Origin of the sequence: Cyanobium sp. PCC 7001, from assembly GCF_000155635.1 — a bacterium.
GTDB lineage: Bacteria > Cyanobacteriota > Cyanobacteriia > PCC-6307 > Cyanobiaceae > NIES-981.
In genome coordinates this window covers 1,143,970-1,158,986 of sequence record NZ_DS990556.1, presented here as the reverse complement: position 1 = coordinate 1,158,986, position 15,017 = coordinate 1,143,970, and the positions used below count along the sequence as shown (strand labels likewise).

Sequence of the window (15,017 nt, the reverse complement as noted above, 5' to 3'; positions counted from 1 at the left end):
AGGTGCCGGAGCGAGACCCGGCCCTAGGGTTGGCCCATGGACCAAGGCGCCCAGCCCAGCCTCCCAGCCCGCTTCCAGCCCCGCCCGCGGCAGCTGGTGGTGGCCGTGGACGGCCACAGCATGTTCTATGCCCAGCAGAAGCTGGGCTGGTTCTTCGATCCCCGCCGCCTGCTGCGGCATGCCTCCTCCCAGCCGGGGCTGGAGCTGGCCGGAGCCTTCTGGTACGCGGGCCTGAAGGATCCCTCCGACCAGCGCCCGTTCCGGGACGCGCTCACCAGCCTGGGGTTCACGGTGCGGACGCGGCCCCTGCGGGAACTGGCGCCGCCGGCCTCGAACGGATCGACCCAGGCGGCGGACGGCGAGCACCGCCACCCCGAACCACCGCGTCCCACCGACCAGCGTCCCGCTGATCAGCGCCACTTCGTGCGGGCCAACCTGGATGTGGAGGTGGCGGTGGATCTGATGATGGTGGCCCCGCGCACCGACGAGGTGTGGCTGCTGAGCGGCAGCCGCGATCTTGACCGGCTGGTGGAGGTGCTGCGGGCCCAGGGGGTGCGGATCACGCTGATGACCACCGAGGGGATGGTGGCGCGGGAGCTGCGCAACGCCGCCGATGGCTTCGTGGATCTGGCCAGCCTGCGGCCTGTGCTGGAGAAGGCGGAATCACTGCAACAGCCGGTGTTTCTTCGGAATTGAGGCCGGGCCAGCTCCTACAATCTGTTAACTCATAGTCACTACGGATAGAGGCGGCGTTATGGCCCGCGACCCAGGCCGTGTCCTGATCTTCGACACCACGCTCCGCGATGGCGAGCAGTCGCCGGGGGCCAGCCTCAACCTGGAGGAGAAGCTGGCGATCGCCCAGCAGCTGGCCCGCCTGGGCGTGGACATCATCGAGGCCGGCTTCCCCTTCGCCAGCCCCGGCGACTTCAACGCCGTGCAGCGCATCGCCGAGAGCGTGGGCACCCCGGAGGGTCCTGTGATCTGCGGCCTGGCCCGCGCCGCCGCCGGCGACATCAAGGCCTGCGCCGACGCCGTGGCACCCGCGGCCCACAGGCGCATCCACACCTTCATCGCCACCAGCGACATCCACCTGGAGCACAAGCTGCGCAAGACCCGCGACGAAGTGCTGGCGATCACCGCCGAGATGGTGGACTACGCCCGCTCCCTGGTGGACGACGTGGAGTTCTCCTGCGAGGACGCCGGCCGCAGCGATCCGGAGTTCATGTACCAGGTGATCGAGGCCGCGATCAAGGCCGGTGCCACCACGATCAACATCCCCGACACGGTGGGTTACACCACCCCGGCCGAGTTCGGCGAGCTGATCGCCGGCATCAATGCCCACGTGCCCAACATCGACCAGGCGGTGATCTCGGTGCACGGCCACAACGATCTGGGCCTGGCCGTGGCCAATTTCCTGGAGGCGGTGAAGAACGGCGCCCGCCAGCTGGAGTGCACGATCAACGGCATCGGCGAGCGGGCCGGCAACGCCTCGCTGGAGGAGCTGGTGATGGCGCTGCACGTGCGCCGCAGCTACTTCAACCCCTTCCTGGGCCGGCCGGCCGACAGCACCGAGCCGCTCACCGGCGTGCGCACCGAGGAGATCACCAAGACCTCGCGGCTGGTGAGCAACCTCACCGGCATGGCGGTGCAGCCCAACAAGGCGATCGTGGGGGCCAACGCCTTCGCCCACGAGAGCGGGATCCACCAGGACGGCGTGCTCAAGCACCGCCTCACCTACGAAATCATCGACGCCCGCACCGTGGGTCTGGCGGACAACCGCATCTCCCTGGGCAAGCTGAGCGGCCGCAGCGCCTTCCGGGCCCGCCTGGAGGAGCTCGGCTACGAGCTCAGCCGGGAGGATCTCGATGACGCCTTCGCCCGCTTCAAGGAGCTGGCCGATCGCAAGCGGGAGATCACCGACCGGGATCTCGAGGCGATCGTGAGCGAGCAGGTGCAGCAGACCGACGAGGGCCGCTTCACGCTCAAGAGCGTGCAGGTGAGCTGCGGCACGGGCCTGCAGCCCACCGCCACCGTGACCCTGCTCACGGCGGACGGGGCGGAGATCAGCGAGGCGGCCATCGGCACCGGGCCGGTGGATGCGGTGTGCCAGGCCCTCAACCGCCTGGCCCAGGTGCCCAACGAGCTGGTGGAGTTCTCGGTGAAGAGCGTCACCGAGGGGATCGACGCCATGGGCGAGGTGACGATCCGGCTGCGCCATCAGGGCGTGCTCTACTCCGGCCACGCCGCTGACACCGACATCGTGGTGGCGGCAGCCCAGGCCTTCGTGAATGCCCTCAACCGGCTGGTGAGCGGCAGCCAGAGCCTGCCGCTGCACCCCCAGAAGGCGCCGCTGCCCCAGCTGGGTGATCTGCCCCTGGCGGATCGCCCCCGGGTGTGAGGCTGTGAGTCAACCCGTTTCAGGCCCCCGGCGTTCCCTGGCCGCCTCGGCGCTGCAGCTGGTGCTCCTGCTGCTGGTGGCCCTGGCCATGCTGGTGCCGCTGCTCTGGCTGGTGAGCACCTCGTTGAAGGGTCCGGCCGAGAACATCTTCACCAGCCCGCCGGCCCTGCTGCCGGCGGAGCCGAGCCTGGAGGCCTACCAGCGCCTGTTCGCCGACAATCCGATGCTCACCTACCTGCTCAACAGCACGGTGGTGAGCGCCCTGGCGGTGCTGGCCAACCTGCTGTTCTGCTCGCTGGCGGCCTACCCCCTGGCCCGGCTGCGCTTCGCCGGCCGGGGGCTGGTGCTGGCGCTGGTGGTGGCCACGATCCTGATCCCCTTCCAGGTGGTGATGATCCCTCTCTATCTGCTGATGGTGCAGATCGGCCTGCGCAACACGCTCTGGGCCCTGATCATCCCCCAGGCGGCCACGGCCTTCGGCATCTTCCTGCTGCGCCAGAGCTTCGTGGGGGTACCGGTGGAGCTGGAGGAGGCGGCCCGCAGCGATGGCTGCTCCCGCCTGGGGGAATGGTGGAACGTGATGATTCCGGCGGCGCGGGCCGATCTGATCACCCTGGCGATGTTCGTGTTCATCGGCACCTGGAGCGATTTCCTCTGGCCGCTGGTGATCCTCGATGAACCCGAGCTCTACACCCTGCCCCTGGGGCTGCAGCAGCTGGCCAGCAGCTTCTCGCTCGACTGGCGCCTGGTGGCGGCGGGGTCGGTGGTGTCGATCCTGCCGGTGCTGGCCCTGTTCATCGCTCTGCAGCGCTACATCCTGCCCAGCGCCAGCGGCGATGCCGTGAAAGGCTGAGCGCTCACGCTCAGGGAGCCGGAGGAGCCGGAGGGGGCGTCGGGCCCTGGGAGGGCGAGGGGGTGGTGGGGGTGTCCCCCGCCGGAGGGGTGATGGGTGGTGGCGGGCTGGCGGCACCGCTGCGCTTGAGCTGGCGCACCTCGGCCCGCAGCGCCTCCGCCTGGGCGCTGAGCAGATCGATCCGGGAGGTGTTGCGCTCCACCACCTGCAGACGTTCCACGGTGGAGCGCAGCTGCTCCTCCAGGCCGGTGGTGCGCTCCAGGGCCCGGCTGTTCTCCAGCCCCTGCAGGCGCTCCTGCAGTTCGCGGATCTGGGACCCCTGCTGCCGCGCCTTGCCCACCATCACCAGAAACAGCACCGCCAGAAGGGCGGTGAGACCCGCCTGCAGCCAGTTCACCCAGTCGGGGAGCTGGGGCAGGGGCCCGGTTTTGGGCGCCGAAGCGCTGGGGAACTGGGCCATCGAGAAAGGCTCCTGCTGGGATCGGCCACAACCCCAATCCTGCCGGATGGCCCGGGCCCCTGCACCGTTTGGGCGGACGCTGTAGCGGTTGGGCTCAGGGCGGGGGCGGCAGGCCCGGCCGGTGGCGATCGCCAGCCGCGCCGCCGGGGGAGGAGGCCCCGGCCCTGCTGAGGCGGCCCACCACGTAGCCGGCCAGGCCACCCAGCAGGAAGCCCTGCAGCTGCCAGATCTGACGCCGGTAGCGCCAGGGGATCGAGCCCAGCTGGATCCCCACCAGCACGGCCACCACCACGGCCCCGGCACCGAAGCTGCGGCTGAAGAAGCGGCTCAGGCCCTGCCGGCGGCGTGCGGGGCCCTCGGTGTCCGACAGGAGCGAGCCCGTCTGGGAGTGGTCCTGCGGGCTGCGGGAGGTCATGGGCGGGGCTCAGGAAGGCTCAGGGGGGTCTGGGGAAGGGTCGTCGCTCCACTGGGCCAGCCAGAGACGGCGCCAGCTGCCGCGGGGGTCGCGGCGGAGACGCCGTTCGCTCAGATACCAGAGGCGGTTGAGCTCGTAGCTGATGCCGTTGTGGTGCCGCAGTTTCGGATCACTGGCAAGGGTGGCGCTGTGGCTGGGGTTGAGGGCGGCCATGGCGGCATGGGCGAAGGCCCCATCGAGCTGCTCCACCCCAGCGCTGGCCTGGAGGCGATCGCGGTAGTCGAGGTCTTCGCAGTAGGCCGGGTGGAAGTTGGCATCGAAGAGGCCCAGCCGATCCCAGCACAGGGGCGTGAGCAGAAAGGCGGTGAAGGCGTGGGGCGCGGGCAGCAGGGGCAGGAACTGGGCCCTGCCTGGATCGATCCGCTCCAGGGCGGCGCCCAGCACGCCCGGCGCGAATTGCACGTCGTTGTTGGCCAGCAGCGCCGTGGCGGCCTCCGGGAAGCTGGTGAGGATCAGATTCCAGCTCGCCGCCACGCCCAGATTGGCGAACGGCCGGGCGATGCGGATCTGCTTCACCAGGGGATGGCCCCGTTCACGGATGGCCTCGAGCCGGGCGGACACGGCACCGGGGCCAGCCGCGGTGGCGCTGTTGTCCACGATTGCCAGGGTGCTCACCGGATGATCGAGGCTGGCCAGCAGCCGCTCCAGCAGATCCGGGCGGTTGAGGATCGGCACCCCCAGCAACGGCAGGTTGGCGAGGCCGTCGGCCGGTGGCGGCGGTGGGAGCCGATCCAGCAGGCGCCAGAGGCGCTCGATCAGCGCGCCACGCGAGCGGATCGCGAACTGATCGACCGTGCCGCCGCTGCGCTCGGCACCGATCGCAGCTCCTTCCTCCTCGCCCAGGGCCGCCTGGCGGCCCAACAGGTTCTGGCCGATCGGGACCATTTCGTTCTCGATCCCGCCGGCCTGGAGGAATGGGAGCGGATCAACAGCCGTCCAGCCCGCCGTTTGCCTGGCCTGGTGCGACTGCTGCAGCGGCCATCCCCGTTCGTGACGCCCTCCAGCGATGCAGCCACCGCCAACCCTCAGCGGTGAGGCCTTACAGCCCGCCGCAGCCGCTGGCGGGCAATCACCAACTGGGTGGTTTCCGCTGCCGCTCCGAGGCGCAGTCCCGTTGGCTGGCGAACGTGGCCCGGATGGCCCACGGCACCGGTACCACGCGGGTGTTTGTCGTCACCCCGGCAGACCAGCCCCATGTGGTGGCCTTCTACGCCTGGTGCATGGCCAGTGTTGCGCTCGCTGATCTGCCGCAGCCCCTGGCATTGCTGGCCCGCCTTGGGGTGCACCAGGAGCATGAAGGCCGGGGGCTCGGCGCTGCCCTGCTGCTGGACACGATCACCCGTGTGGCCAGCCTCAGCGACACCATCGGTTGCCGTGGCTTGCTCGTGCACGTGGAGAGTGCGGAAGCCCGTGGCTTCTATGAGCACCAGATCCCGGAGTTCCAGCGCTCGCCCACCGATCCCCTGCATCTGTTGCTGCTGCTCAAGGACATCCGCCACACGTTGTGATGGGCATCCGCTCGAAGCCCTCATCGTCCTGCGGCATCTGCAGGAGCAGCTCGGCCGACAGCACCACGCTCACCCATTGGTCGCGACGTGGAGGTCCCGGTGGGCTTCCCCCGGACTCGGGTGCGGGCGCGCTTGAGGTTGGCTGCGTCGTGCAGGCCCAGGAGGGGCTGCTCCATGAGGCCCTGGCCGCGCTGGCTCATGGGTCGGGGTCGAGGCCCAGATAGAGGCAGAGGCCATTGTCGATCGCCTCCAGCTCCGCTGCGGACACCTGGCCATAACGCCGGCGGATGCGCTGCTTATCGATGGAGCGCACCTGATCCACCAACGCTGTGGAGGGCTTGCTGAGGCCACTGGCGCCGGGTGCGAGCGCTGGGTACAGCGCCCCCGGTGCTGGGGTGCCGGTGACCGGCACGACGGCAATCAGAGGAAAACGCTGGTTGCTGTTCACAGCCGCATCGCTCACCACAACACAGGGTCTGGTGCCTTGCTGTTCATGGCCTCGGGTGGGCTCCAGATCCACCAGCACCACCGTGCCCCTGGCCAGGCTCATGCCTCCGGCTCCTGCCATCCCTGTTCCTCACTCCAGCGCAGCGGCACCCCGCCCCTGGGGTCGAGGAGGTCGTCATCACCGGCCGGGAGCCCCTGGCTCCAGCTCTCCAGCCCCAGGGAGGCCGTGGTGATGCTGTCGGGATGGGGCTCCTCCAGCGAGCGCAGCAACTCCTCTCTTCGCCGGCGCTTGAGTTCATGGCGCACGGCATCGGCAATGAACCGGCTCCGATTGCGTTCAAACCGATCAATGCCGGCGATCAGATCGGCCGGCATGGTCACCGTGACGCGCTCGGTGGGGGCTGCAGGAGGCATCACATCAGTATGACTCTGGATATGATCATACTTGGGGTGAGCCGTGCTGTCGGCAGTCGAACCCGTGCGCTGGAGGCAGCGCCAACGGTGCCCTTCATCTGGGGCGGGCCTTCCTGCTGGCGGGTCAGCGGTTGAGCCGCGCCTCCAGGCCTTGGGTGAGCCCTTCCAGTGCGGTGAGAATCTGCCGCCGCTCCCCGGGGAGGGGTGTCTCTTCGGCGCTGTAGCGAGCTTTCACCGCAAAGGGCTGCAGGCCCAGCAGCAGTGGTGTGAGCGATACCCCTGCCAGGTCAGCCAGGGTGGTGAGCTCATGGGTGAGTGGTGGCTCCCGGTCGTCCAGCACGATGCTGGCCTTCAGCACCTTCTCCAGCGCCTGCTGCGCCAGAAAGCCCCAATCTTCCTGTGCGAATCCAGGATCAAGGCTCATCGCCATGGAGCGCAGATGGCGCCGCACGGTGATCAGCAGCAGCGCGGCATCCTCACTCGGCGACATACAGCATCCTTCCGCTGCGAGCCGCATGACCGAGCACATGCCATCGGGATCCTGCCAGCTTGGCAGCGTCCTGCCGGCCGTACACCAGCAGGTCAACCGGAACCCCCACATCCCCGAGGGCTGTGCGCAGCTCCTGCCAGAGCGGCAACTCCCTCTCTGGCGGCAGGTCGGCCTGCCGTGCGATCACCAGCAGATCGAGATCCGAGTGGTGTTGGGCCCTGCCGCTGGCTCGTGATCCGAACACCACCAGGGCCTGAACGTCGTCGCGGCCGGCCAGCCGCCTCAACCCCGCCTCTAGAGAGGCGGGGTTGAGGCCCGGCCCAAGCGCTGGGGAGGCGTCCAGAGGCCTGGGCGTGGTCCAACGCTCAGGAACGGTTCTGATCGCGTCGGCGCCCATCTCGTTGCGCTCACTGGTTGGAGGCTAAAGCCATGGACAGCGATGGCCAGCGCTCTGGCGTTCGGGGTGAGGATCGAACCAAGCCTCTTCTATGGCGGCCGGGCACCAAACGGGTGGCAGCCCAGCTCAGCGATGCCCTGCAGCTGCCCATGGCGGTCAGCCTCATCCTGGCCACGGCCCGCCACACCCTCAGCGGGCTGCCCGGCTGATGAAGGCGATCAGCAGTTGCCCTCCCCTCGCCAAGGGTTGAGCGTCTGCACGCCCGTGGGCGTGAAGTGCCGCAGGTTGCGGGTCACCACCGTGAGGCCACGCTCCAGCGCCGTGGCGGCGATCAGCAGATCGGCACCGTCGTGGCCGATCTCGGCCGAGAGCTGTCCCCACCGGCGCGCCACACCCACATCCACCGGCAGCAGCCGATCGCCATACAGCCGCAGCAGCTGATCCAGCCATCCGGCCAGCTGCGCGGCAACTCTCTCATCGGTCGTGCGCCTGCGGGCAATGCCGCGTTCGATCTCGCCGATGCTCACCACACTCAGAAAGCAATCCTCCGGCCGCTGTCTGCCGATCCAGGCCACCACCCCCGGATCCCGCCTGCGCAGCCGGAGTTCGGAGAGCACCATGGTGTCGATCAGAAACATCAATCAAAACCATCCATCAGGAAGCCGGGAACTCCCTCGGCGTGATGGGCACCCGCTCGAAGCCTTCGTCGTCCTGCGGCATCTGCAGGAGCAGCTCGGCCAGTGATGGCGCGTTGGCTGCATCCAGCCGCTGCAGGCGTTGGTATTCCTCCGCCGACAGCACCACGCTCACCCATTGGCCGCGGCGTGTCACCTTCTGCGGTTCGCCGCGGGCGGCCGCATCCACCACCGCACTGAAGCGGTTCTTGGCATCCTGCAGCGTCCACACGGCGTCCATGGCGAAGCTGGCTAGCTCAACTGTCTAGCTTAAGCCGACGCCCGCCCTGAGATCGAACGGCAGCAACGCCTTCCAGTGCGGGGAGGCTCAGGCCATCCAGGCAGCACCAGGCCCGGCTGCACACCATGGACAGTGATGTCCGCGGCATCGCCGACGTGGAGTCGGTCGAACCGAGCCCCTGATCAGTACGGTCCTGTCAACGCACTGCGGATATCCGTGTGCACGAAGTCGCGCCCTTTGAACAGCAGGGGGGCCTCACGCACGCGGGCCAGGGCGTAGGCACAACAGTCGCCCAGATTCAAGCCAGCAGGATGGCGCCCCTTGCCGAAGCGCTGGAAGGCCGCGCGAGCGATGAGGGCCTGGTCATGATCGAAAGCCACCGTCTCGACCCCGGCCGTGGCCAGAAACAGGTCAAGGTCGTCCAGGCCATCAGGCCCCAGCTTCACCTCGATCACGATCGAGAGTTCCACCAGGGAGGCCGCAGAGAGCCAGCACACCTCGGCGGCCGCGATGGCCTCGATGAAGGCCCGGCGCTCGGGCTCATTCAGAAGAATGGCCACAAGGGCGGATGGGTCGATGACCATCAGCTGGGCAGCCCCGAGCTGTCGTAACCGAGGATCTCCTCGGCACACCGTGGATCCCTCTGCGGCCGGGCCGCTGCCCGCAGGGCGATCGCCTCGAGCCGTTCGAGGCGTCGCCGCCGCGCCTGGCCGCCATCCTCCTGCTGTCGCTTCAGCGTCTCCAGCCGTTCCTTCAACGCCTGGATCACGGCGTCGGTCTTCGTCTGGCCGGAGAGAGCGGCCAGTTCGGCAGCCAGGCGATTGGCCTCGGGATGGCGAATGTTCAGGGCCAAGGGCCTGCTTGTGTAGACGGTCTGCCTTCAGTGTAGACACGGGCGCCATCACCCAAGCACTGGCTGGCCTGAATGATTGATTGAGCTATCGGGTCATTCACCGCTGATGCCATGAGGAGCACGATCACCGCCCGTGGCCAGACCGTGATCCCGGCGCCGATCCGGGAACGCTTCGCCCTGAGCCCATCCCAGCGGCTGGAGTGGCTGGTGGAGGCCGATGGCACGATCCGTGTTGTTCCTGTGGATGCCTCTCCTGTGAAGGCCTTTCGTGGGCGTGGAAAAGCGGGTGCCAGCCAGAGGCTCCTGGATGACCGTCGTGCCGAGGCCTCCCTGGAGGCCGGGTGACCCTGTTCTGTCTGGAGACCTCGGCGTTGCTCACCTTGCGTGACGACGAGCCCGTTGCCGATCGACTGGCAGGAATCCAGCGAGCGCCTCCTGCAGCACAAGGATCCGGAGTTTCGCGCTGTGGCCGGGCTCATGCAGGAGTGGTTGGCCTGACCCGGATCAGGACAGCGCCAGCCAGTGCAGACCCTCGAAGCGCTTGAAATCCCGGTCGAAGCTCACCAGCCGCCAGCCATGCGTCATCGCCAGCGCCGCCAGGTGGGCATCGGTGCAGAGTCGTGGGGGCAGCTCCCCTTTCCGCATCAGGCGATGGAAAACGTCCCAGCCGTCGTGCTCCGCTGGTGCTAACGCCACGCCGGGTTGGCGGCAGAACGCGGCCAGAAGCTCCGAGGCCTCCGCAGCGTTCTTCACGGCGTCACCCATCAGCCGGGGCTGGCTCACCAGCCGCACCAACCCCAGGGCCGTCACCGTGCAGAACAGCACCTGCTCCGCGGCGAGCTGTTCCCAGTAGTGCAAAGCCTGCCGGTGGTGGATGTGCTGGCTGGACGCCAGAGCCAGCCACACATTGAGATCCGGCAGGTCGGCTCCGGGGCTCACGACTGCGCGGGGGCTCAAGGGTCGAGCAGGTCGAACAGCCCGGCATTGCTGCACTGCTCGCTGCCGATCGCCAGGGGACCATCCAGCCGGGGCAGAGCGGCGGCAGAACGAGCCCGGGGGGCTCCATCGGGAGCGGCGCTGAGCCCCTGCTCCACGTAGCTCCGCAACAGGGCCTTGAGGGTCACGCCCTGGCTCACGGCCCGTGCCTTCAGCCTGGCAAAGAGTGGGTCGGGAAGCTCCAGGGTGGTGCGCATGGCTGGTCCTGGGCGGTGTGCGCATCTTAGTGCGCATTTATGGCCCACCAGTGGGCTGGCCTGGCCCTGTGCCTGACCGTGCCCTCGGCCCTACGCCGCCCGCACGGCGCCGCGGCTCAGCTCGCTGCGGAAGGCCGCCACCGCCTGCTGCAGGCCCTCGGCCAGGGGGATGCGGGCCCGCCAGCCCAGCGAGGCCAGCCGGCTCACGTCCAGCTGCTTCTTCGGGGTGCCGTCGGGCTTGGTCGTGTCCCAGAGGATCTCACCGCCAAATCCGGTGGCCTTCGCCACCGCTTCGGCCAGCTCGCGGATGCTCAGATCCACCCCCGTGCCCACGTTCAGGAAGGCCAGTGGATCGCCCGCCCCATCCCGCGGCGCATCGGCGGCGGCCGGATCCCAGTGCTCCAGGGCGAACACGCAGGCCTCGCCCAGATCGTCCGCATGCAGGAATTCCCGCAGCGGCGTGCCGGTGCCCCAGCAGGTCACGCTGGCATCACCCCGCTCGGCCGCCTCGTGGAAGCGGCGGATCAACGCCGGCAGCACGTGGCTGTTGGTGGGGTGATAGTTGTCGCCGGGCCCGTACAGATTGGTGGGCATCAGGCTGATCGCATCGAAGCCGTGCTGCAGCCGCAGCGCCTCGCCCAGCTTGATGCCGGTGATCTTGGCGATCGCATACCAGGCGTTGGTGGGCTCCAGGGCGCCGGTGAGCAGGGCCTCCTCCCGGATCGGCTGCTCGGCGAATTTGGGGTAGATGCAGCTGCTGCCCAGAAACAGCAGCCGCCGCACGCCGCTGCGCCAGGCCGTTTCGATCACGTGGGTCTGGATCTTGAGGTTGTCGAGCAGGAAGTCGGCCGGGTAGCTGGCATTGGCCTGGATGCCGCCCACCTTCGCCGCCGCCAGCACCACCACATCCGGCCGCTGCGCGGCGAACCAGCGCTCCACCGCCGCCCCATCGAGCAGATCCAGCTCCTGGCGGCCGGCGGTGAGCAGGGCTCCCCCCTGGGCCCCATCGCCGTAGCCGGCGCGCTGCAGCGCCCGGCCGATGGCGCCGCCGGCCATGCCGCGGTGGCCGGCCACGAAGATCCGGTCACTCGGACGCAGGAGGGTCGGTTGCAGCAGGGAGGGGGATGTCATGGCGTCGGAGTGGGCCATCACCCCTGAGCGGCCCGGGCCCGCTCCACCGCCAGCGGGTTGGTGGGCGGGTTCTCCATCGAGCCCACCACCTTGAAGCCCTTCAACCGCAGGATCGCCTCCTTGCGCGCCTCCTCCTTGTCGGCCGCCACCATCTCCGCCACCAGCTCCTCCAGGGTGGTGGTGGGCGTCCAGCCCAGCTTCTCCCGCGCCTTGGTGGGATCCCCCAGCAGCGTTTCCACCTCTGCCGGGCGGAAGTAGCGCGGATCGATCCGCACCACCACCTCGCCGGTGTCGCGCCGGCCCACCTCGTTCACCCCCTTTCCTTCCCACTGGATCGGCCCCCAGCCCAGCTCCGCCGCCGTGAGCTCGATGAAGCGACGCACGCTCTCCTGCCGTCCGGTGGCGATCACGTAATCCTCCGGGCTCTCCTGCTGCAGCATCCGCCACTGCATCTCCACGTAATCGCGGGCGTGGCCCCAGTCGCGCAGCGAATCGAGGTTGCCCATGAACAGGCACTCATCGAGCCCCTCGTTGATGCGCGCCAGGCCACGGGTGATCTTGCGCGTCACGAAGGTTTCGCCCCGCCGCGGCGATTCGTGGTTGAACAGAACCCCGTTGCAGGCATACATGCCGTAAGCCTCGCGGTAGTTCACCGTGATCCAGTAGGCGTAGAGCTTGGCCACCCCGTAGGGGCTGCGCGGGTAGAAGGGCGTGCTCTCCTTCTGCGGGATCTCCTGCACCAGGCCGTAGAGCTCGCTGGTGCTGGCCTGGTAGATGCGGGTCTTCTCCGTGAGCCCCAGGATGCGCACCGCCTCCAGAATCCGCAGGGTGCCGAGGGCATCGCTGTTGGCGGTGTATTCCGGGCTCTCGAAGCTCACCGCCACATGGCTCTGAGCGCCGAGGTTGTAGATCTCATCGGGCTGCACCTGCTGCACGATCCGGATCAGGTTGGTGCTGTCAGTCAGATCGCCGTAGTGCAGCACCAGGCGCTGATCGCTCTCGTGCGGGTCCTGGTAGAGGTGATCGATCCGCTGGGTGTTGAAGCTGCTGGCCCGCCGCTTGATGCCGTGCACCACATAGCCCTTCTCCAGCAGCAGCTCGGCCAGGTAGCTGCCGTCCTGCCCTGAGATGCCGGTGATCAGCGCTGTCTTGGGCATGGGGGTGTCCGCTCAGGCCAGGCAGGAAGTTACTCCCGCTCGTCACAGGCCCCTGGTCACAATGGCGGCATGAACCGCTCCGCCGACTGGCTGCATCAGGCCCACGCCGATCTGGACCAGGCCGAGCTGAGCGCCAGGGCCGGGCACCATGAGTGGGCCTGTTTCGCCTGCCACCAGGCGGTGGAGAAAGCCCTCAAGGCCCTTCACCTCAGTCTTGGCCAGCAGGTCTGGGGGCATGGGCTTGGGCGCTCCTTCCGCGATCTGCCCGCCGCCGCCGCCGCCGGCCTCGCAGAAGCGGTGACGGACCTGGAGGATCGTCTGCGCATCCTCGATGCGCTCTACATCCCCACCCGCTACCCCGATAGCCTGCCGGATGGGGCCCCCACCGATCACTTCGGCCGTCTCCAGAGTGACGACGCTCTCCGCCATGCCCGTGCGCTCGTTGACGCAATCCGTGCTGCGCTGGCCTGAGCCCCACCAGGTTCTGCGCCAGGTGGAAACCTGGGCGGCCGAGCAGGCGGCCCGTGTTCCTTCGCTGGAGCGGGTGGCGGTGTTCGGCAGCTACGGCCGTGGCCAGGCCGGCGTGGGCAGTGACCTGGATCTGCTGCTGATCGACGCCCACGCCAGCGGTTCCCAGCAGGAGCGGTTGCTGCTCTGGCCGCTGGAGCGGTTGCCTCTCAGCTGCGATGCCCTGGTGCTCACCCCCGCCGAACACAGCGCCCTGCTGGCCGAAGGATCCCGTTTCGCTGGCGAGCTCCGCCGCGATGTGCGCTGGGTCTGGCCGCGCCGCTCCTAGCCCCCGCCGCTCCTAGCCTGCGTGCCAGCTGCCGGCCGCCGCCAGGATGCTCACGATTCCGGTGTCCGTGGGCGAGCTGGTGGACAAGCTCACCATCCTGGCCCTCAAGCAGCAGCACTTCGAGGGCGAGGCGCTGCAGCAGGTGAACCGGGAGCAGGCCCTGCTGCAGCAGGCTTTCGCGGCGGCCGCACCCCGCTTCGATCCGGCATTGCAGGAGCAGCTGCAGGCTGTGAATGCCGAGCTGTGGCACTGCGAGGAGGCGATCCGCGCCTGTGACCGCCAGAGCGACTTCGGCCCCGCCTTCGTGCGGCTGGCCCGCAGCATCCACCGCCTCAACGACCGCCGTGCCGCCCTCAAGCGCGCCATCAACCTCCAGAGCGGCAGCGCCCTGATCGAGCAGAAGAGCTACGACACCGGCCATGCAGCGACAGGCCGCTCCGGCAGAGTCGACCCCAGCGTTCCCGCCGCCTGAGCCGCCGCCATGACGATCCTGGTGACCGGCGGCGCCGGTTATATCGGCAGCCACACCGTGCGCGCCCTGCAGCGCGCCGGCCAGCCGGTGCTGGTGCTCGACAACCTCGTGTACGGCCACCGCGACATCGCCGAGCAGGTGCTGCAGGTGCCCCTGGTGACCGGGCAGCTGGGCGATCGCCCCCTGCTCGATGCCCTGCTGCAGGGCCACCATCCCCAGCTGCCGGCCGGCCCCGTGCGGGCCGTGCTCCACTTCGCCGCCTACGCCTACGTGGGCGAGAGCGTGAGCGATCCGGCCCGCTACTACCGCAACAACCTGGGCGACACCCTGGTGCTGCTGGAGGCCCTGCAGGCCGAGGCCCAGCGCCGCGGCCTGCCCATCCCGCTGGTGTTCAGCTCCACCTGCGCCACCTACGGCATCCCCGCCCCCGACCAGATCCCCATCAACGAGCGCTGTCCCCAGGCGCCGATCAACCCCTACGGCCGCAGCAAGTGGATGGTGGAACAGCTGCTGGCCGATTTCGGCGCCGCCTACGGCCAGCCCAGCGTGATCTTCCGCTACTTCAATGCCGCCGGCGCCGATCCCGCCGCCGATCTCGGTGAAGACCACGACCCCGAAACCCACCTCATCCCCCTGGTGCTGGAGGCCCTGGCCGGCCGCCGCGAGTCCATCGCGGTGTTCGGGCGCGACTACCCCACCCCCGATGGCACCGGCATCCGCGACTACATCCATGTGGCGGACCTGGCCGCCGCCCATGTGCTCGGCCTGGATCGGCTGCTGCAGCAGGGTGGCCAGCACATCTACAACCTCGGCACCGGCCGCGGCTATTCGGTGCAGGAGGTGATCAACGCCGCCTGCCGCATCACCGGCCGCAGCCTGCGGGAGCTCGATGCTCCCCGCCGCCCCGGTGATCCCGCCGAGCTGGTGGCCGATGCCTCGCGGGCGATGGCGGAGCTGGGCTGGACGCCGCAGCGCTCCGATCTGGACACGATCCTCTCCGATGCCTGGGCCTGGCACCAGCGCCGCTGGGGCTGAGAACTGAGATCTGAGAGGTCGTT

Annotated in this window: 25 protein-coding genes; 10 read left to right on the top strand and 15 right to left on the bottom strand. The window is 68.9% G+C overall.

From position 1 onward, the window contains the following. The first annotated feature begins 36 nt into the window (after positions 1-36). The 3 genes from CPCC7001_RS05655 to CPCC7001_RS05645 are packed head-to-tail and all read left to right on the top strand — an operon-like array spanning position 37 to position 3,251. A complete protein-coding gene (locus CPCC7001_RS05655) occupies positions 37-696 on the top strand; it encodes an NYN domain-containing protein (protein WP_006910962.1) in 660 nt (219 codons plus the stop codon). 58 nt (positions 697-754) lie between these two features. Beyond that, positions 755-2,398 carry a 2-isopropylmalate synthase gene (locus CPCC7001_RS05650; protein WP_006910464.1) on the top strand — a complete coding sequence of 548 codons (1,644 nt, stop codon included), beginning with the start codon at positions 755-757 and terminating at the stop codon, positions 2,396-2,398. A 4-nt stretch (positions 2,399-2,402) separates the two neighbouring features. Beyond that, complete coding sequence (locus tag CPCC7001_RS05645; RefSeq protein WP_006910341.1) at positions 2,403-3,251, top strand: carbohydrate ABC transporter permease; 849 nt, start codon at positions 2,403-2,405, stop codon at positions 3,249-3,251. A gap of 10 nt (positions 3,252-3,261) precedes the next feature. On the opposite strand, the gene CPCC7001_RS05640 is transcribed toward CPCC7001_RS05645, so the two are convergent. From CPCC7001_RS05640 to CPCC7001_RS05630, 3 genes are all read right to left on the bottom strand, one after another. Then, positions 3,262-3,711, bottom strand: a complete 450-nt coding sequence (locus tag CPCC7001_RS05640; protein WP_006911565.1) for a hypothetical protein — start codon at positions 3,709-3,711, stop codon at positions 3,262-3,264. Between the two features lie 94 nt (positions 3,712-3,805). Further along, the gene (locus CPCC7001_RS05635) at positions 3,806-4,126 is read right to left on the bottom strand and encodes a hypothetical protein (protein WP_006910080.1); all 321 of its coding nucleotides are present in this window, start codon (positions 4,124-4,126) and stop codon (positions 3,806-3,808) included. Between the two features lie 9 nt (positions 4,127-4,135). Continuing rightward, a complete protein-coding gene (locus tag CPCC7001_RS05630) occupies positions 4,136-5,071 on the bottom strand; it encodes a glycosyltransferase family 2 protein (RefSeq protein WP_006910889.1) in 936 nt (311 codons plus the stop codon). Between CPCC7001_RS05630 and CPCC7001_RS14360 the strand changes: the two genes are divergently transcribed. Both CPCC7001_RS14360 and CPCC7001_RS05625 read left to right on the top strand, forming a co-directional pair. After that, a complete protein-coding gene (locus tag CPCC7001_RS14360; RefSeq protein WP_255347440.1) occupies positions 4,970-5,221 on the top strand; it encodes a DUF1778 domain-containing protein in 252 nt (83 codons plus the stop codon). The genes CPCC7001_RS05630 and CPCC7001_RS14360 overlap by 102 nt on opposite strands. Continuing rightward, complete coding sequence (locus CPCC7001_RS05625) at positions 5,218-5,694, top strand: GNAT family N-acetyltransferase (RefSeq protein ID WP_006910549.1); 477 nt, start codon at positions 5,218-5,220, stop codon at positions 5,692-5,694. The genes CPCC7001_RS14360 and CPCC7001_RS05625 overlap by 4 nt, the downstream gene beginning before the upstream one ends. 196 nt (positions 5,695-5,890) lie before the next feature. Here CPCC7001_RS05625 and CPCC7001_RS05620 read toward each other — a convergent pair whose 3' ends face one another. The 8 genes from CPCC7001_RS05620 to CPCC7001_RS05585 form a co-directional block, all read right to left on the bottom strand. Further along, positions 5,891-6,244, bottom strand: coding sequence for a type II toxin-antitoxin system PemK/MazF family toxin (locus CPCC7001_RS05620; protein ID WP_006910170.1), 354 nt, complete (start codon positions 6,242-6,244; stop codon positions 5,891-5,893). Next, on the bottom strand, positions 6,241-6,555 hold the full coding sequence (locus tag CPCC7001_RS05615; RefSeq protein ID WP_043368661.1) for a ribbon-helix-helix domain-containing protein: 315 nt from the start codon (positions 6,553-6,555) through the stop codon (positions 6,241-6,243). The genes CPCC7001_RS05620 and CPCC7001_RS05615 overlap by 4 nt, the downstream gene beginning before the upstream one ends. A 124-nt stretch (positions 6,556-6,679) precedes the next feature. Continuing rightward, the gene (locus CPCC7001_RS05610) at positions 6,680-7,045 is read right to left on the bottom strand and encodes a HEPN domain-containing protein (protein WP_006910055.1); all 366 of its coding nucleotides are present in this window, start codon (positions 7,043-7,045) and stop codon (positions 6,680-6,682) included. Beyond that, complete coding sequence (locus CPCC7001_RS05605; protein WP_225867180.1) at positions 7,032-7,331, bottom strand: nucleotidyltransferase domain-containing protein; 300 nt, start codon at positions 7,329-7,331, stop codon at positions 7,032-7,034. The genes CPCC7001_RS05610 and CPCC7001_RS05605 overlap by 14 nt, the downstream gene beginning before the upstream one ends. A gap of 329 nt (positions 7,332-7,660) precedes the next feature. Continuing rightward, a complete protein-coding gene (locus CPCC7001_RS05600; protein ID WP_006910918.1) occupies positions 7,661-8,080 on the bottom strand; it encodes a type II toxin-antitoxin system VapC family toxin in 420 nt (139 codons plus the stop codon). Positions 8,081-8,096: 16 nt separating this feature from the next. Beyond that, positions 8,097-8,357, bottom strand: a complete 261-nt coding sequence (locus CPCC7001_RS05595; RefSeq protein ID WP_006911199.1) for a type II toxin-antitoxin system Phd/YefM family antitoxin — start codon at positions 8,355-8,357, stop codon at positions 8,097-8,099. 182 nt (positions 8,358-8,539) lie between these two features. Further along, positions 8,540-8,941 carry a type II toxin-antitoxin system VapC family toxin gene (locus tag CPCC7001_RS05590; protein ID WP_006910344.1) on the bottom strand — a complete coding sequence of 134 codons (402 nt, stop codon included), beginning with the start codon at positions 8,939-8,941 and terminating at the stop codon, positions 8,540-8,542. After that, positions 8,941-9,210: a type II toxin-antitoxin system VapB family antitoxin gene (locus tag CPCC7001_RS05585; protein WP_006909771.1), complete on the bottom strand. Its 270-nt coding sequence runs from the start codon at positions 9,208-9,210 to the stop codon at positions 8,941-8,943. The genes CPCC7001_RS05590 and CPCC7001_RS05585 overlap by 1 nt, the downstream gene beginning before the upstream one ends. A gap of 111 nt (positions 9,211-9,321) precedes the next feature. On the opposite strand from CPCC7001_RS05585, the gene CPCC7001_RS05580 reads away from it, so the two are divergent. Then, positions 9,322-9,555: an AbrB/MazE/SpoVT family DNA-binding domain-containing protein gene (locus CPCC7001_RS05580; RefSeq protein WP_006911708.1), complete on the top strand. Its 234-nt coding sequence runs from the start codon at positions 9,322-9,324 to the stop codon at positions 9,553-9,555. A gap of 159 nt (positions 9,556-9,714) precedes the next feature. Here CPCC7001_RS05580 and CPCC7001_RS05575 read toward each other — a convergent pair whose 3' ends face one another. From CPCC7001_RS05575 to gmd, 4 genes are all read right to left on the bottom strand, one after another. Next, positions 9,715-10,149 (bottom strand): TA system VapC family ribonuclease toxin, encoded by a 435-nt coding sequence (locus CPCC7001_RS05575; RefSeq protein ID WP_006909222.1) that lies wholly within the window; start codon positions 10,147-10,149, stop codon positions 9,715-9,717. A gap of 14 nt (positions 10,150-10,163) precedes the next feature. Beyond that, entirely contained in the window at positions 10,164-10,403 is a 240-nt protein-coding gene (locus CPCC7001_RS05570) for a hypothetical protein (RefSeq protein WP_006909538.1), read from the bottom strand. A gap of 90 nt (positions 10,404-10,493) precedes the next feature. Then, a complete protein-coding gene (locus CPCC7001_RS05565) occupies positions 10,494-11,534 on the bottom strand; it encodes a GDP-L-fucose synthase (RefSeq protein WP_043369610.1) in 1,041 nt (346 codons plus the stop codon). 17 nt (positions 11,535-11,551) lie between these two features. Continuing rightward, positions 11,552-12,691, bottom strand: coding sequence for a GDP-mannose 4,6-dehydratase (gmd, locus tag CPCC7001_RS05560; protein ID WP_006911355.1), 1,140 nt, complete (start codon positions 12,689-12,691; stop codon positions 11,552-11,554). Positions 12,692-12,760: 69 nt separating this feature from the next. On the opposite strand from gmd, the gene CPCC7001_RS05555 reads away from it, so the two are divergent. The 4 genes from CPCC7001_RS05555 to galE are packed head-to-tail and all read left to right on the top strand — an operon-like array spanning position 12,761 to position 14,994. After that, positions 12,761-13,162, top strand: coding sequence for a HEPN domain-containing protein (locus CPCC7001_RS05555; protein WP_006909924.1), 402 nt, complete (start codon positions 12,761-12,763; stop codon positions 13,160-13,162). Then, positions 13,125-13,487: a nucleotidyltransferase domain-containing protein gene (locus CPCC7001_RS05550; RefSeq protein WP_225867276.1), complete on the top strand. Its 363-nt coding sequence runs from the start codon at positions 13,125-13,127 to the stop codon at positions 13,485-13,487. The genes CPCC7001_RS05555 and CPCC7001_RS05550 overlap by 38 nt, the downstream gene beginning before the upstream one ends. A 46-nt stretch (positions 13,488-13,533) precedes the next feature. Beyond that, on the top strand, positions 13,534-13,959 hold the full coding sequence (locus CPCC7001_RS05545; protein WP_006909105.1) for a DUF6165 family protein: 426 nt from the start codon (positions 13,534-13,536) through the stop codon (positions 13,957-13,959). A gap of 9 nt (positions 13,960-13,968) precedes the next feature. Next, positions 13,969-14,994, top strand: a complete 1,026-nt coding sequence (galE, locus tag CPCC7001_RS05540; protein WP_006910684.1) for a UDP-glucose 4-epimerase GalE — start codon at positions 13,969-13,971, stop codon at positions 14,992-14,994. The last annotated feature ends 23 nt before the right edge of the window (positions 14,995-15,017 follow it).